General features: G+C 41.1%; 12 protein-coding genes. 11 read left to right on the top strand and 1 reads right to left on the bottom strand.

All coding sequences use genetic code 11. The features are described from left to right. Positions 1 to 193: 193 nt before the first annotated feature. From rpoE to RWZ99_RS05075, 7 genes are all read left to right on the top strand, one after another. Positions 194 to 769, top strand: coding sequence for a DNA-directed RNA polymerase subunit delta (gene rpoE, locus RWZ99_RS05105; RefSeq protein WP_314676844.1), 576 nt, complete (start codon positions 194 to 196; stop codon positions 767 to 769). Between the two features lie 251 nt (positions 770 to 1,020). Then, on the top strand, positions 1,021 to 2,625 hold the full coding sequence (locus tag RWZ99_RS05100) for a CTP synthase (protein ID WP_314676843.1): 1,605 nt from the start codon (positions 1,021 to 1,023) through the stop codon (positions 2,623 to 2,625). A gap of 94 nt (positions 2,626 to 2,719) precedes the next feature. After that, entirely contained in the window at positions 2,720 to 3,190 is a 471-nt protein-coding gene (locus RWZ99_RS05095; protein ID WP_314676841.1) for a DUF3013 family protein, read from the top strand. Between the two features lie 15 nt (positions 3,191 to 3,205). Continuing rightward, positions 3,206 to 3,652, top strand: coding sequence for an NUDIX hydrolase (locus RWZ99_RS05090; protein ID WP_314676839.1), 447 nt, complete (start codon positions 3,206 to 3,208; stop codon positions 3,650 to 3,652). Beyond that, positions 3,652 to 4,605 (top strand): 50S ribosomal protein L11 methyltransferase, encoded by a 954-nt coding sequence (prmA, locus tag RWZ99_RS05085; RefSeq protein WP_314676837.1) that lies wholly within the window; start codon positions 3,652 to 3,654, stop codon positions 4,603 to 4,605. Before RWZ99_RS05090 ends, prmA begins: the two co-directional genes overlap by 1 nt. Beyond that, a complete protein-coding gene (locus tag RWZ99_RS05080; protein ID WP_314676835.1) occupies positions 4,606 to 5,349 on the top strand; it encodes a 16S rRNA (uracil(1498)-N(3))-methyltransferase in 744 nt (247 codons plus the stop codon). Positions 5,350 to 5,512: 163 nt separating this feature from the next. Beyond that, positions 5,513 to 8,053, top strand: coding sequence for a bifunctional 2',3'-cyclic-nucleotide 2'-phosphodiesterase/3'-nucleotidase (locus tag RWZ99_RS05075; protein ID WP_314676833.1), 2,541 nt, complete (start codon positions 5,513 to 5,515; stop codon positions 8,051 to 8,053). A 41-nt stretch (positions 8,054 to 8,094) separates the two neighbouring features. Here RWZ99_RS05075 and nrdI read toward each other — a convergent pair whose 3' ends face one another. After that, a complete protein-coding gene (gene nrdI / locus RWZ99_RS05070) occupies positions 8,095 to 8,550 on the bottom strand; it encodes a class Ib ribonucleoside-diphosphate reductase assembly flavoprotein NrdI (protein WP_314676832.1) in 456 nt (151 codons plus the stop codon). A 168-nt stretch (positions 8,551 to 8,718) separates the two neighbouring features. On the opposite strand from nrdI, the gene RWZ99_RS05065 reads away from it, so the two are divergent. The 4 genes from RWZ99_RS05065 to ilvA all read left to right on the top strand — a co-directional run bounded on the left by RWZ99_RS05065 (position 8,719) and on the right by ilvA (position 16,712). After that, entirely contained in the window at positions 8,719 to 10,938 is a 2,220-nt protein-coding gene (locus RWZ99_RS05065) for a bifunctional (p)ppGpp synthetase/guanosine-3',5'-bis(diphosphate) 3'-pyrophosphohydrolase (RefSeq protein WP_314676831.1), read from the top strand. Positions 10,939 to 10,950: 12 nt separating this feature from the next. After that, complete coding sequence (gene dtd, locus RWZ99_RS05060) at positions 10,951 to 11,394, top strand: D-aminoacyl-tRNA deacylase (protein ID WP_314676829.1); 444 nt, start codon at positions 10,951 to 10,953, stop codon at positions 11,392 to 11,394. Positions 11,395 to 11,776: 382 nt separating this feature from the next. Continuing rightward, a complete protein-coding gene (locus RWZ99_RS05055; RefSeq protein WP_314676828.1) occupies positions 11,777 to 15,352 on the top strand; it encodes a glycoside hydrolase family 66 protein in 3,576 nt (1,191 codons plus the stop codon). A gap of 109 nt (positions 15,353 to 15,461) precedes the next feature. Then, the gene (gene ilvA / locus RWZ99_RS05050; RefSeq protein ID WP_314676827.1) at positions 15,462 to 16,712 is read left to right on the top strand and encodes a threonine ammonia-lyase IlvA; all 1,251 of its coding nucleotides are present in this window, start codon (positions 15,462 to 15,464) and stop codon (positions 16,710 to 16,712) included. Positions 16,713 to 16,855: the final 143 nt, after the last annotated feature.

The raw sequence follows: 16,855 nt of genomic DNA, 5'->3' as shown, positions 1-16,855 counted from the left end.
AAGCTCTATAATCTCTACGGTGGTTTTACCCACTACAGAAATTATAGAGCCGTTTCTTTTGAGACTTGATTTTTTATTCTATAAATACTTTGACTAATGACTCTTTTTAGCGTAAAATAGAGGGTAGCGAAATTTGATTGCTGAGCTATTTTCCAGTAGGAACTAACTTGAGTAATAATGAAGGAGAACCACTTTGGAACTAGACGTATTTGCTGGACAAGAAAAAAGTGAATTATCAATGATTGAAGTGGCCCGTGCTATCTTAGAAACACGTGGTCGTGATAATGAAATGTATTTCAACGATTTAGTCAATGAAATTCAAAATTACTTAGAAAAATCGGATGCCGATATCCGTAGTGCTTTGCCATTCTTTTATTCAGATTTGAATACGGATGGAAGTTTCATTCCACTAGGTGATAACAAATGGGGCTTGCGTTCATGGTATGCTATTGATGAAATCGATGAAGAGGTCATCACATTGGAAGATACTGATGAAAATGCACCAAAACGTAAAAACAAGAAAGTTAATGCCTTCATGGATGGTGATGAAGATGCCATCGACTATAATGATGACGATCCAGAAGACGAGAACTTTACACCTGCTTCTGATAGTCTTGAATATGACGACGATAACGAAGATGATGAGAAAGCCGAAGTGGAATCTTATGATTCTGAGTTGAATGAAATTATTCCAGATGACGATTTGGATGATGTTGAGTTGTCAGAAGAAGATGACGACGATGACTATGAGGATGAGTCAAACGACTAAGTTTTCATTGACAAATGGTCTTGGATAGTTTAGACTATTTATCGGGCACCTCTTTTTAAGAGGTCATGATTAAGGCTCCCAGAGTAAAACTCTTGGGGGCCATTTTTGTTTTCAGTCATTTACTGGTTTTGTTGATATTGAGTTACTAAATAGTACTCATGTTGGACACTGGTAATGGACTACTTTGATTATCGAATACGGTAATCAATCTGCTTTTTTCATTGTTTTGTATTATTTTATAAGGAGTTAACATGACAAAATATATTTTCGTCACTGGTGGTGTGGTATCTTCAATTGGTAAAGGGATTGTAGCTGCGAGTCTTGGACGTTTGCTTAAGAATCGTGGACTTAAGGTTACCATTCAAAAATTTGACCCTTACATCAATATTGACCCAGGAACGATGAGTCCTTACCAACATGGTGAAGTTTATGTCACTGATGATGGTGCTGAAACGGACCTTGACCTTGGTCACTACGAACGTTTTATCGACATCAATCTTAATAAATACTCTAATGTTACTACTGGTAAGATTTATAGTGAAGTTTTACGTAAAGAACGTAAAGGGGAGTATCTAGGTGCGACTGTTCAGGTAATTCCGCATATCACAGATGCTTTGAAAGACAAGATTAAGCGTGCGGCAACAACGACCGATTCAGATGTTATTATCACTGAAGTTGGTGGGACTGTTGGTGATATTGAAAGTCTTCCATTCCTTGAAGCTCTTCGCCAAATGAAGGCTGATGTGGGCTCTGACAACGTTATGTATATCCACACAACGCTTCTTCCATACTTGAAGGCTGCTGGTGAAATGAAGACAAAACCAACGCAACACTCTGTTAAGGAATTGCGTGGTTTAGGTATTCAACCCAATATGTTGGTTATTCGTACAGAGGAACCTGCTGGGCAAGGAATCAAGAATAAGCTGGCTCAGTTTTGCGATGTAGCACCTGAGGCTGTTATTGAATCACTAGATGTGGAACATATCTATCAAGTGCCACTTAACATGCAGGCTCAGGGTATGGATCAAATCGTTTGTGATCATTTGAAACTGAATGCACCAGCTGCAGATATGACAGAATGGTCTGCTATGGTTGATAAGGTACTTAACCTTAAGAAAACTACTAAAATTGCTCTTGTTGGGAAATATGTGGAGCTTCACGATGCTTATTTGTCGGTGGTTGAGGCGCTTAAACACTCAGGTTTGGCAAATGATACTGCCATTGATATTGACTGGGTTAATGCTAATGATTTGACTGCTGAAAATGTTGATTCTCGTTTGGCTGATGCTGATGGAATCATCGTTCCTGGTGGTTTCGGTCAACGTGGTACAGAGGGCAAGATTCAAGCTATTCGTTATGCACGTGAAAATGATGTGCCGATGTTGGGTGTCTGCCTCGGTATGCAATTGACATGTATTGAATTTGCTCGCCACGTTCTTCACTTGGATGGCGCTAATTCAGCTGAGCTTGATCCAGAAACGAAGTACCCAATTATCGATATTATGCGTGATCAAATTGACATTGAAGATATGGGGGGAACACTTCGTCTAGGTCTTTACCCATGTAAGTTGAAACCAGGTTCTAAGGCAGCAGCCGCTTACGGTAACCAAGAGGTAGTGCAACGTCGTCACCGTCACCGTTATGAATTTAATACCAAGTTCCGTGAACAGTTTGAGGCTGAAGGCTTTGTCTTCTCAGGTGTGTCACCAGATAATCGTTTGATGGAAGTTGTAGAACTCCCAGATAAGAAATTCTTTGTGGCAGCGCAATACCACCCAGAATACCATAGCCGTCCAAACCATGCTGAAGAACTTTACACTGCCTTTGTAACAGCAGCGGTTGAAAATGCTAAATAACGAACTAGAACAGAGTGGAACAGTCTACTCTGTTTTTTATTGTCTTCTTTTATGCTAAAATAAAGGGAATACTAAGAAAGAACGAGGAAAACAAATGGCTAAATTCGGCTTTTTGTCAGTATTAGAAGAAGAACTGGATAAGCATCTAGACTTTGATTTTGCAATGGACTGGGATAAAAAGAATTACGCTGTGGAGGTAACCTTTATCCTAGAAGCGCAAAACAGTAGCAATGTGGAGACTATTGATGATAAGGGTGAAGTGTCTGATGAAGATGTAATTTTTGAGGATTACGTGCTCTTTTACAATCCAGCAAAATCACGTTTTGATGAAGAGGACTACCTAGTGACAATTCCATATGAACCTAAGAAAGGTCTATCTCGTGAGTTTTTGTCCTATTTTGCGGAGACCTTGAATGAGGTGGCAACAGAAGGATTGAGTGACTTGATGGATTTTCTATCTGATGATGGACCTGAGGAATTCGGTTTGGTTTGGGACAAAGAAGCTTTCGAAAAAGGGAAAGCTCAACTTGAAGAGAAGGATTTTTTTGCTTATCCAAGGTATTAAAGGGAGCGAAAAGGGATGGATGCTTATCTAAAGAATCAGTTTGATTTTACAGGTGTTAAGGCTGCCTTACTCGTAGAGAAAAGTATTCTGGTCATTCTCAGAGATAATAAGCCAGCTATTCCTTGGCCTAATATGTGGGAGTTGACTGGTGGTGGAAGAGAGGGCCTAGAAACGCCACTTGAGTGTCTTCAACGTGAAGTCTGGGAGGAGCTGGGCTTGACTTTGAAAGAGGAATCGATTATTTGGTCGAGAATCTATCCTAGTATGTTGGATAAAGATAGGTTAGCCGTTTTTGTAGTTGCCCACATTAGTCAGAAGCAGTATCAGGAGATTGATTTTGGAGACGAGGGCCAAGAATTTAAATTGACGCCTATAGAGGATTTTATAAAAGCAGAAGGTGTCGTTCCCCAGTTGCAAGAACGTTTTAAAGATTATTTAGTAGGAAAGGAAATAGATAATTAATGGACAAATGGCAAGAATTAACGATTGAAGTTAATCGTGAGGTCGAAGAGGCGGCTTCTAATATTTTAATCGAATCTGGGAGCCAGGGTGTGGCTATTGATGATAGTGCAGATTATTTGGAAAATGCGGACCGTTTTGGGGAACTTTATCCTGAGGTTGAGCAGGTTGAGACGGTTAAAATTACGGCTTATTATCCGGAATCAGCAGATATCGAGTCTATTACCAAGCAAGTCAATGAGCGTTTGGCTGAGTTGACGGATTTTGGTCTTGAAACGGGAGATATTCACTTGGCAACTCAAGAATTGGTTGAGGAAGATTGGGCTGAGAATTGGAAGAAATACTATGAACCAGCTCGTATCACTCATGACTTGACCATCGTGCCGTCCTGGACGGACTACGAAGCGACGGCGGGAGAAAAGATTATCAAGTTGGATCCTGGTATGGCCTTTGGGACAGGGACACACCCAACGACTAAGATGAGCCTTTTTGCACTTGAACAGGTGCTTCGTGGTGGCGAGACTGTGATTGATGTGGGAACTGGTTCGGGAGTCCTCTCGATTGCTAGCTCTCTTCTTGGAGCCAAGGAAATCTATGCCTATGACCTTGATGATGTGGCGGTTCGAGTGGCACAGGAAAATATCGACATGAACCCTGGTATGGAAAATATCCACGTTGCTACGGGAGATCTTTTGAAGGGTGTGACTCAAGAAGCTGATGTTATCGTGGCTAATATTTTGGCGGATATTCTCATCCACCTGACTGAAGACGCCTACCGTTTGGTTAAAGATGAAGGTTATTTGATTATGTCAGGGATTATCTCTGAAAAATGGGATATGGTGCGTGAATCGGCTGAGAAAGCTGGTTTCTTCCTGGAAACTCACATGGTTCAGGGAGAGTGGAATGCTTGTGTCTTCAAGAAGACAGATGATATTTCAGGTGTGATTGGAGGCTAAATGCAACAGTATTTTATAAAGGGGCAGGTTGAAAATCCAGTAATTATCAAAGACAAGGATACTGTGAAGCATATGTTTAACGTTATGCGTTTAACAGAGGATGATCAGGTGGTCTTGGTTTTTGAAGACGGTATCAAGTATCTTGCACGTGTGATTGATCGTGAGAATCATGTCTTTGAAGTGATTGAAGACTTAAATGAGAATGTCGAGATGCCTGTATCTGTAACCATTGCTTCTGGTTTTCCCAAGGGAGATAAGCTGGAGCTGGTGACACAAAAGGCAACAGAACTTGGAGCTCGGGCTATTTGGGCCTTCCCTGCCGACTGGTCTGTGGTTAAGTGGGATGGTAAGAAGCTTGCCAAGAAGGAAGATAAGCTTGCCAAAATTGCTTTAGGAGCTGCAGAACAATCCAAGCGTAATCGTGTTCCAGAAGTCAGATTGTTCGAGAAGAAGGGAGAATTTCTATCAGAATTAGATAATTTTGATAAGATTTTTATCGCCTATGAGGAAACAGCCAAAGCAGGCGAGTTGGCTACTCTAGCTCGTGAGTTGGCTCAGGTAGAGAGTGGTCAGAAAATTCTCTTTATCTTTGGACCAGAAGGTGGTATTTCTCCGTCTGAGGTTGATGCATTTGAAGAAGCTGGTGGCGTTAAAGTTGGCCTTGGACCGCGTATTATGCGTACGGAAACAGCTCCCCTCTATGCTTTGAGCAGTGTGAGTTATGCCCTAGAATTGAATAATTAAGATAAAGTTGGCTTTGTTCCAACTTTTTTTATTTGACACTTTTAAGCTAAGGTTGAATCTTGCCATTGGTTTTGTATGACAAATCGAGCATTTCTAAAAAAAGTTGATATTCTTATTTAGGTTTAATATAATTGTATTATCTTTATAAAAGGGGAAGATTTTAATGAAAACGAATCGTTATATGACTCAATCCGCTGTGGTTTTGGGACTTTTTGCTCTCTTGACTGTACCACAAGTCGTTGGGCATGCTGATGAGGCAACGGTATCAGTTCCAACGACCTCAACTGAAACTGTGACAAATGGTGAGACTGCTGCCGTATCAAGACAAGGAACTTCAGGAACAGCTGTTCAAGGAGGAACAGAGACTGTATCTGATACACCAACAACAGTAGCGACAAATACGTCTGCAGAAGCATCATCTACTACCTCAACAGCCCAAGCAAGTCAAGAAGCTAGTGATGTTTTGACTAATGCCAATCAGGTGACACCAGCGGTGCCAGTACAAGCTGAAACCGTTACAGAGCCCGCTCATGAGGGGCAGACTGTTGATATGCAGATTTTGTCAACAACAGATCTTCATACCAACTTGGTTAACTATGACTATTATCAAGATAAGCCGTCTCAAACAGTTGGTCTGTCTAAAACAGCTGTCCTTATCAAGAAAGCTCGTGAAACCAATCCAAATACGGTCTTGGTGGACAGTGGGGATACGATTCAGGGAACCCCTTTTGGAACTTATAAGGCCTTGATTGATCCTGTTGCTCAAGGTGAGACTCACCCTATGTATAAGGCTTTTGAGATGCTTGGTTACGATGCTGAGACGCTTGGAAACCACGAGTTTAACTATGGCCTTGAATTTTTGGATCGTATGGTTAAGGCTGCTAAGATTAATATTATCAATGCTAATGTGCGCAATGCTCAGACAGGTGACTACTATTACAATCCCTATAAGATTGTTAATAAGACCTTTACCGATACGGATGGCAAACAGGTAACGCTAAAAATCGGGATTACTGGTGTCCTTCCAACACAGATTTTGGTTTGGGACAAGGCCAATCTTGAAGGTAAGGTAACTGTTGACGATCCAATGGAGGCTGTTAAGACTATTGTTCCTCAAATGAAGGCTGCTGGGGCTGATTTTATTCTTGTTGCTGCTCATTCTGGTATTGGCGACAATGAATATACTAAGAACGAGGAAAATGAAGGTTACCAAATTGCTGGTATCGAAGGTGTTGATGCTGTTGCGACAGGGCATTCTCATGCGGATTTCCCAAATGGTGATGGCACAAGTTTTTATGCCAAGTACCCTGGTGTAGATGATGTCAATGGCCTCATCAATGGGAAACCTGTGGTTATGGCTGGTAAATTCGGAGACCATCTGGGTATCATGGATATCAAATTAACTTATACGGATGGCAAATGGAAAGTTGTCAATAGTAAAGCTAAGCTTGAAAAAATTGATACTAAGTCAGATGTTGCGGACAAGGACTTAATTGATATGGCTGCTCATGACCATAATGGGACAATCAACTATGTCCGTAAGGAAGTTGGTGAGACCACTGCCCCAATCACTAGCTACTTTGCTCAAGTTCAGGATGATCCATCTATTCAGATCGTTAATAATGCGCAACTATGGTATGCTAAGAAACAAGTAGCCGGAACAGCAGATGAGAATCTTCCACTCCTTTCAGCTGCAGCACCTTTCAAAGCTGGGACTCGTGGGGATGCGACCTACTATACTGATATCCCAGCGGGGCCATTAGCCATTAAGAATGTTGCAGACCTCTACCTCTATGATAATGTTACTGCTCTTCTCAAGGTGACTGGTGCGCAGATTAAAGAATGGTTGGAAATGTCTGCAGGTCAGTTCAATCAAATTGACCCTAATAGTAAGGAACCCCAACAACTCATTAACAGTAGCTATCGCTCATATAATTACGATGTGATTGATGGGTTGACTTACAAGTTTGATTTGACGCAACCTAATAAGTATGATCGTGAAGGTAAGTTGGTTAACCCAGACGCTAGCCGTGTTCGTGATTTAGCTTATCAAGGTCAACCCATTGATTTGAATCAAACCTTCCTTGTGGTAACCAACAACTATCGTGCGACTGGTAATTTCCCTGGTGTTAGAGATGCTGCGGAAAAACGTCTCCTCAATCTTGAAAATCGTCAGGCTATCATTGATTATATTGTCAGTGAGAAAACGATTAATCCGAGTGCCGATGGAAATTGGAGTTTTGTTCCAAACATTACAAATGCAGATATCCGTTTTGCCTCATCGGACAATGCACGTGCCCACCTTGCTGGTCAGGATGCCATTAGTTATGTAGGACCATCAACACAGGCAGGATTTGCAGAGTACCGTTTGATTGTTAAGGAAAAGGCAAATCAAGTCGAGGATACGACTAAGAAAGAATCTGAACAGTCATCAAAAGGTGCTGAGACAGTGGACCAAACGAAGCACGTAACACCAAAGGTTATCGAAGGGTCTAGCTTAGCTAAATCTACTACAGCTATCCAGTTGTCAAATTCTCAGATAATTATCTTGCCTCAAGCCCAAATCCAAGAAACTCAAGTTTCAAGTTCTGCTAAGACTTTACCAAATACAGGTTCAGATGAATCCATGTCAGTAACTTTAGCTGGTCTGGTTCTTGTGACCTTGGCTGGTTTCTTTGGAATCAAGAAATACGAAAAAAATTAAGTACGAGAAAAAGCCCTGATTCGGGCTTTTTTGCTCTTGTCTTACAAATTAAAGTTCTTTTGTGCTTCTAGGATAATAGGTGCCAGACGCTCAATATCGGATTGTGTACCACGTAGCTCAAAGTCTCCCAACATTGGGAAGCCAAAACGCTGGCTGTACTGTTTAGCAGTTAGGCAGTATTGGTTATTGAAGTTGCGGTTTCCAGAACCGATGATACCAAAACAACGTTTGTGGTTGTCATGGGCTGCGATAAAGTCTCCCAGTGGATTGGTTAGGATTTCGACATCTCCATTGTCAACACCATTCCCACCTTCAAGGTAGGTTGGCAAGAGTGCAACAAATGGTTCATCCACTTGGAAGGTTTCATGATTAAGCTCTTTGATATTGATTTGGCGGCAATTAATCCCATGATTTAGGGAGAGATAATCAGACATACGTTTGACAAAGCTTTGGGTGTTACCGCTCAGACTAATATACACGAGGGTGAGTTGAGACATGAGTGTCCTCTTTCTATCTATATCTTGTGTTTGCTCAATCATTCTAACACAAGATGTTGTGTTTTTCAAGTTAACTCCTCCTAGTTAAGAATTGCTTACCTAGCTCTTTTTCTTTACTTATAAAAGTGATAAAATAAAGGTTAATTAAAAGAAGCGAAGGAAGAAATCATGGCTAAAGATAAAAATGTAACAGGAGAAGAAATTTTAGACGTTTGCTCGGCATATATGTCAGCAGATGATTTGAAATTAGTCGAAAAGGCCTGGCATTATGCGACGGAAGCTCATAGTGAACAATTTCGTCAGTCAGGAGAACCTTATATAATCCATCCTATTCAAGTGGCAGGTATCTTGGCAGATCTCCATCTTGATGCAGTAACAGTGGCCTGTGGTTTCTTGCATGATGTCGTCGAAGACACGGAAAAGACGCTAGATGATTTAGAAGCGGATTTTGGTACGGATGTACGCAATATTGTAGACGGTGTTACTAAGCTTGGTAAGGTTGAATATAAGTCTCACGAGGAGCAGTTGGCTGAAAATCACCGTAAGATGCTTATGGCTATGTCTAAGGATATCCGAGTAATCTTGGTTAAGTTGGCAGACCGTCTGCACAATATGCGTACCCTCAAGCATCTTCGTAAGGATAAGCAGGAGCGCATTTCTCGTGAAACGATGGAAATTTACGCTCCTTTGGCTCACCGTTTGGGTATCAGCCGTATCAAATGGGAATTGGAAGACCTGGCTTTCCGTTACCTTAACGAGGTAGAATTTTATAAGATTTCCCACATGATGAAGGAAAAACGCCGAGAGCGTGAGGCACTTGTGGACGAGATTGTCGATAAAATTAAGACCTATACAGCTGAACAAGGGCTTGTCGGTGATGTTTATGGCCGTCCAAAACACATCTACTCTATTTTTCGTAAGATGCGTGACAAGAAGAAACGCTTTGATCAGATTTATGATTTGATTGCTATTCGTTGTGTCATGGAGACGCATAGTGACGTTTATGCTATGTTGGGCTACATCCACGAGCTTTGGCGTCCTATGCCTGGACGTTTCAAAGACTATATTGCCAATCCTAAATCCAATGGTTATCAGTCTATCCATACGACGGTTTATGGACCCAAAGGGCCTATTGAAATCCAAATCCGTACTAAGGAGATGCACCAAGTTGCCGAATACGGGGTTGCAGCTCACTGGGCTTACAAGAAAGGTATCAAGGGCAAGGTAGATTCGAAAGAGTCTGCTTTGGGAATGAATTGGATTAAAGATCTTGTGGAACTCCAAGATGCCTCAAACGGGGATGCGAAGGGATTTGTTGACTCTGTAAAAGAGGATATCTTCTCAGAGCGAATTTATGTCTTTACACCAAATGGTGCTGTTCAGGAATTGCCTAAAGATTCAGGTCCTATTGACTTTGCCTATGCCATCCATACCCAAGTCGGTGAGAAGGCCACAGGTGCCAAGGTTAATGGTCGTATGGTGCCTCTGACTGCCAAACTCAAGACGGGTGATGTGGTTGAGATTGTCACCAATGCCAATTCCTTTGGCCCTAGTCGTGACTGGATTAAGATGGTCAAAACTACCAAGGCCAGAAATAAGATTCGTCAATTCTTTAAGAATCAAGACAAGGAAGCTTCAATCACCAAGGGTCGTGAGCTTTTGATTGCCTATTTCCAAGAGCATGGCTATATTGCCAATAAGTACTTAGACAAGAAACATATAGAGGAGATCCTTCCTCGTATGAGCGTGCGTAGTGAGGAAGCTCTCTATGCTGCTGTTGGTTTTGGCGAAATTAGTGCTGCTGCTGTTTTCAATCGTCTGACAGAAAAAGAACGCCGTGAGGAAGAGCGTGCTAAGGCAAAAGCTGAAGCTGAAGAGCTAATGAATGGTGGCGAAGTTAAGACTGAGAAGAAAGAAGTTCTCAAGGTTAAAAGTGAAAATGGAGTTATCATTCAAGGTGCCTCAGGTCTCCTTATGCGTATCGCTAAGTGTTGTAACCCAGTACCTGGAGATGAGATTGATGGTTACATCACTAAGGGACGTGGAATAGCTATTCATCGCTCAGATTGTAATAATATCAAGAGTCAAGAAGGTTATGAGCAACGTTTAATTGAAGTTGAGTGGGATGAACGCAATACCAATAAATCTTACTTAGCTGAGATTGACATCTATGGCCTTAATCGTTCGGGTCTTTTGAACGATGTTCTTCAAATCTTGTCAAATACAACTAAGAGCATCGCTACGGTTAATGCACAACCAACTAAGGATATGAAGTTTGCCAATATTCATGTTAGCTTTGAAATTGCCAACCTTATTGAATTGACTGGCCTTGTGGATAAGATTAAGATTATCCCAGATGTTTATAGTGTTAAACGTACCAATGGTTAAGGAGTTGCTGCTATGAAGATTGTGATTCAGCGCGTGCAAAGTGCTTCTGTAGCTATTGAGGATAGTACGGTCGGTGCTATTAAGCAAGGGCTCTTACTCTTGGTTGGAGTTGGCCCAGAGGATACTAAAGAGGATCTTGACTATGCGGTTCGTAAGATTGTCAATATGCGCATTTTTTCAGATGAAGATGGCAAGATGAATCTCTCTGTTAAGGATATTGGTGGTCAGATTTTGTCGATTTCTCAGTTTACGCTTTTTGCAGATACGAAAAAAGGGAATCGACCGGCATTTACGGGAGCTGCAAAGCCTGATATGGCCGATCAGTTCTATGACGATTTCAACCAATCCTTGTCAAGTCATGTTCCTGTAGAAAGAGGACGCTTTGGTGCAGATATGCAGGTTAGCCTGGTCAACGATGGACCTGTCACCATTATCTTGGATACTAAAAATAGATAAACAAATCATTTCTCACTTTGTGTGGGAGATGTTTTTTTATTCTCATAAAATTTAGTATTTTAGGAGCTGAAATATCATCATTTACTGTTTATTTTTGCCATTTTATATAGAATTAGATGACTGAATATCTAATGAAATTAGAAAATGCACTTCTCAAATTTCTGAAAAAAACTGACCATTCAAGATGAAAAAGTTACCGTTTACGAGGATTGCCGGAAATTCCCTTGTTTTACAAAAAAGATTAAGTTAACATTAGTTTCATAAGAAACACCAAGCGATTTTTATGAAACTAAAAATAACTCGAGTTTACAGCATGCAAATACAAATAGTGATAATTTGAAACGCCGAGGTGATTTAAACTTTTTTAGAGGGATAGAGAGATATGTCAAAGAAAGTAGCGTCAACTAAATTATTATCAGGGTTGTTTGTAGCCGGTGGTGTTCTTGGGATGAATCAGGTTGCCAAGGCAGATAACGTGGTCAGCTCAGAAGCAACAAAACCAGTTATTACAACTGAAGCAGATAACTTAGTTGTGGTACCAACTGAAGCAGTTGCTCCAATTGCGACAACAGAAGTAGGTCCAGCGTCTGCAGCTGTTGCGACAGATACTGCAACAACAGCGACAGCTTCCACAATATTTTCACAAGCTGTGCCAACAGAGAGCGCTAGCTCAGAAACGCTTGTAGCTAGTGAAACACTAGCTTCTGAGTCAGCAGCTGAGGAAACCATCACATCATCATCTGATAATGCTACTGAAGCAGGACGCCATTCAACAGCCCAAGTAACACCAGTTACAGAAGTGACAGAACAAAACTTGAATGGCGATGCTTACTTGACAGATCCAGAAACAACAAAAGCCGCCTATACCAAGACAGATGGTGATGTTAACTATTCCGTTGTTGTATCTAACCCAACAGCAGAAACGAAGACGATGACTGTCAACTTGACACTTCAACATGCTTCAGAAATCATCGGTCAAGATAATGTTGACATCATGTTGGCAGCAGGAGCTTCAGCTAAGGTTTCAAACTTGACAGTAGCGTCAGAATGGTTGACAAACAATACAGGTTACTTGGTGACAATCAGTGTCAACGACAAATCAGGTGAAGTCTTGTCAAGCAAGCGTGCGGGCTTGTCTGTTGAGGAGGATTGGACTGTCTTCCCACGTTACGGTATCGTAGCAGGTTCACCAACTGATCAAAACAGTATTCTTGTTAAAAATCTTAAGGCCTACCGTAAAGAGCTTGAGCTCATGAAGTCTATGAATATCAATTCATATTTCTTCTATGATGCTTATAGTGAAGCTACAGATCCTTTCCCAGAGGGTGTCGATAGCTTTGTTCAAAAATGGAATACTTGGAGTCATACTCAGGTTGACACTAAGGCTGTTAAAGAATTGGTTGCCCAAGTTCATCAGTCAGGTGCTGTTGCCATGCTTTATAACATGATTTCAGCAGATTCAAATCCAAAGAATCCAGCCCTTCCACTGGCTGCTTTGGCTTATAACTTCTACGATAGTTTTGGTAAGAAGGGTGAACCAATGACTTACACTATCGGTGATAACCCAACTCAAGTTTACTATGACCCAGCTAATCCAGATTGGCAAAAATACATAGCAGGTGTTATGAAGTCAGCTATGGATCGTATGGGATTCGATGGTTGGCAAGGTGATACAATTGGCGACAACCGTGTGACTGATTATGAGCATCGTAACAGCACAGACGAGGCTGACTCACACATGATGTCTGATTCCTATGCATCATTTATTAATGCTATGAAAGACCTCATTGGTGAAAACTACTACATCACAATCAATGATGTTAACGGTGGTAATGATGATAAATTAGCCAAGGCTCGTCAAGATGTTGTTTATAATGAGCTTTGGACAAATGGTGGTTCAGTTATTCCTGGTCGTATGCAGGTTGCCTACGGTGATTTAAAAGCACGTATCGATATGGTACGCAACAAAACTGGTAAATCACTTATCGTTGGTGCCTACATGGAAGAACCAGGGATTGACTATACTGTTCCTGGCGGAAAAGCAACTAACGGTGCTGGTAAAGATGCTCTTGCAGGTAAGCCGTTACAAGCTGACGCGACTCTTCTTGTAGATGCGACAGTAGCTGCAGCCGGTGGTTATCACATGTCCATTGCAGCCCTTGCCAATGCTAATGCAGCTCTTAACGTCCTTCAAAGTGCTTATTACCCAACTCAATACCTTAGTGTAGCTAAGGATACTATTCGTAAGCTTTACAACTACCAACAGTTTATCACTGCTTATGAAAATCTTCTCCGTGGTGAGGGTGTGACTAACAGCAATCGGTCTGTATCTACTAAGAATGCTTCTGGTGAAATCCTTTCTAAGGATGCTCTAGGTGTGACAGGAAATCAAGTTTGGACATTTGCCAAGTCCGGGAAAGGCTTCTCAACTGTTCAAATGATTAACATGATGGGTATCAATGCGGGCTGGCATAATGAAGAGGGGTATGCGGACAATAAAACACCGGATGCTCAAGAAAATCTCACAGTTCGTCTTAGCCTAGCAGGTAAAACAGCCCAAGAAGCTGCTAAAATTGCAGATCAAGTCTATGTGACGTCACCAGATGATTGGGCAACTTCGAGTATGAAAAAGGCACAAGCAAGCCTTAAAACAGATGAAAATGGTCAACCAGTGCTTGTCATTTTAGTTCCTAAACTAACTCTTTGGAACATGCTCTATATCAAGGAAGATACAAGAGAAACACCGGTAGAACCAGTTGTCTTAAAACCAGTAACTAATCAAGCTGGTAAGAAGGTAGATAATACCGAAACATCAGAAGCGAGCTCAGAAACAGCTAAATCAGAACATGCTTTAGTATACAACGATTCAGAGACTACAACAGATGTGAAACCATCTATTGAATCTCCTAAATTAGATGAGACACTTAAACCAGCACCATCAATTGACGAGCTAGTAAATTCAGCAGCAGCTCCGGTAGCAATAGCTCTATCAGAGATCTCACATGATAAGAAAGATGATAACTCAGCGTCTAATACGGATCAAGGTTCAGCAGTATCAGATTCAATCAATACTTTAATTTCGGAGGCTCCAAGTACAGCTGTTTCAGTCGTCTCGTCAGAAGTATCAGAAAGTACAACAGTATCATCAGAAGAGTCAGAAACTGAAATTAGTTCAGGAGCATCAACTTCAGAGTCAGCAATTCCAACGACGACAGCTATTTCAGAGATTTCAACATCTGTTTTGGACTCTACAAGTACTATCGTTTCAGAGTCAGAAGTAGTTGAAGAACCAGTAGTTTCTTTGACAGACTCAGAGAGTCAGGCAAGCACATCAGAAGTGGTTTCGGCGATTTCAGAGACAGTCAGCACATCAGAGGAAATCATCTTCGATGGAATGTCAGAAAACATCAATAGTTGGAATCGTCTTTCTGAAACTTCACGTGTCTCAGAATTTTTACCAAGTACTTCTGAAACAATCACAGAAGCAGCATCGCTCTTTAGTAATTATGCAAGATATTCAGAAACAGCTAGCTCAGAATCTCACTCTATGGTAGCACCTTCTTCAGAGGTTTCTATCGAAAAATTAGCAGTATCTATCTTGAAGGATACGGAGGGTGGTTTGTACGATGCAGCAACAATCAGAAATATTGTTGAGATGATTGATAGCATCACAACAAATGTCAGCTATACGCGTAGCAGTCATCAAGACCTTGTCAATACAGCTTCGTCAGATAACACCTATAATGGTAGTCAAGATCTTAACCTTGCAAGTAAGACAACGACGCAAGCAGGTGATAAAGGATCAACTGAAGATCTTAAGGCTACAATTGCTAAAACAGCAAAATCTCATAAGTGGGGAGAACATGCTGTTGCTATCCTTACGGCTATAGTCCTAGCAGGTGCGACAGCTCTTGCAGCTCTTCGTAATTTCTTGATGTCAAAAAAGGCTAATAAATAATAAATTAAACTCTTTGTACAAACAAAGAGTTTTCTTTTGGCAGACTGCTATTTTTCTGAAAATTGTGATACAATAGAAATAGTTTGAATATTGTGTCAAAGGAGAGCCAATGATTACTGCAAATGATATCGTAAAGGCTAATGAAGTCTTAAAAAACGTGGTGGATCGTACCCCACTAGATTTTGATCGCTACTTATCTGAAAAATATGGAGCGACTATTTATATTAAAAAAGAAAATATGCAAAAGGTACGTTCCTTTAAATTACGTGGTGCCTACTATGCCATCCATCAGTTAAGCGATGAGGATAAGTCGCGTGGTGTGGTTTGTGCTTCAGCCGGAAACCATGCCCAAGGGGTTGCTTACACTTGTAATGAGATGAAGATTCCTGCAACCATCTTTATGCCAGTAACCACGCCTCTTCAAAAAATTGGTCAAGTACGTTTCTTTGGTGGCAAGTTTGTAACAATTAAATTGGTTGGAGATACCTTTGATGCATCCGCTAAAGCAGCACAAGAGTATACGAAGTCAGAAGGGATGACTTTCATCGATCCATTCGATGATTATAATGTTCAAGCGGGTCAAGGAACTGTTGCCTATGAAATTTATGAGCAAGCTCAAGAGGAAGGTGTTTCCTTTGATAGTATCTTAGTGCCAGTAGGTGGGGGAGGCCTCATCTCTGGTGTGGCTACTTATATCAAGGATGTGGCACCCTCTATGGAGGTTGTCGGTGTTGAGGCTAGTGGGGCTCGTAGTATGCGTGCTGCCTTTGACCGTGGTTATCCTATAAAACTCGAAGAAATTGATAAGTTTGCAGACGGGATTGCTGTCCAAAAAGTAGGTGCAAAAACCTATGAAGTCGCTCGTAAATATGTAGATCGTCTCTTGGGAGTTGATGAAGGATTAATCTCAGAAACCTTACTTGATATGTACTCGAAGGTTGGTACCATCGCAGAACCTGCAGGAGCAGCATCAGTTGCGGCACTTGAAGTGATTAAAGATGAAATTAAAGGAAAAACTATCGTCTGCATCATTTCAGGTGGTAATAACGATATCAACCGTATGCCAGAGATGGAAGAACGTGCCCTTATCTATGATGGAATCAAGCACTATTTTGTGGTTAATTTCCCACAACGTCCAGGAGCCCTTCGTGAGTTTGTAAATGATATCTTAGGGCCAAATGATGACATTACTCGTTTTGAGTACATCAAGCGTGCTAATAAAGGGAAGGGTCCAGTTCTCATTGGTATAGCTCTTAGTGATAAGAATGATTATGATGGTCTTCTTGAGCGTCTTTCTGAATTTGATCCAAGTTACATTAACCTTCACGGAAATGAAACTCTTTACAACATGCTTGTCTGAGGATAGGTTCACATAATGAAAAAAGAACTGAGATTAGTCAGTTCTTTTCTATATGTAAAATAGCTATGAAATACTTCGAAGAATCTATCATAATCTAAAGAAAGACTCAAGGAAAACCATGTCTTCAATTTAAATCCCCAGTA

Origin of the sequence: uncultured Streptococcus sp., from assembly GCF_963545685.1 — a bacterium.
In the GTDB taxonomy this organism is placed as follows: Bacteria; Bacillota; Bacilli; order Lactobacillales; family Streptococcaceae; genus Streptococcus.
This window is presented reverse-complemented; position numbering and strand designations above follow the sequence as displayed.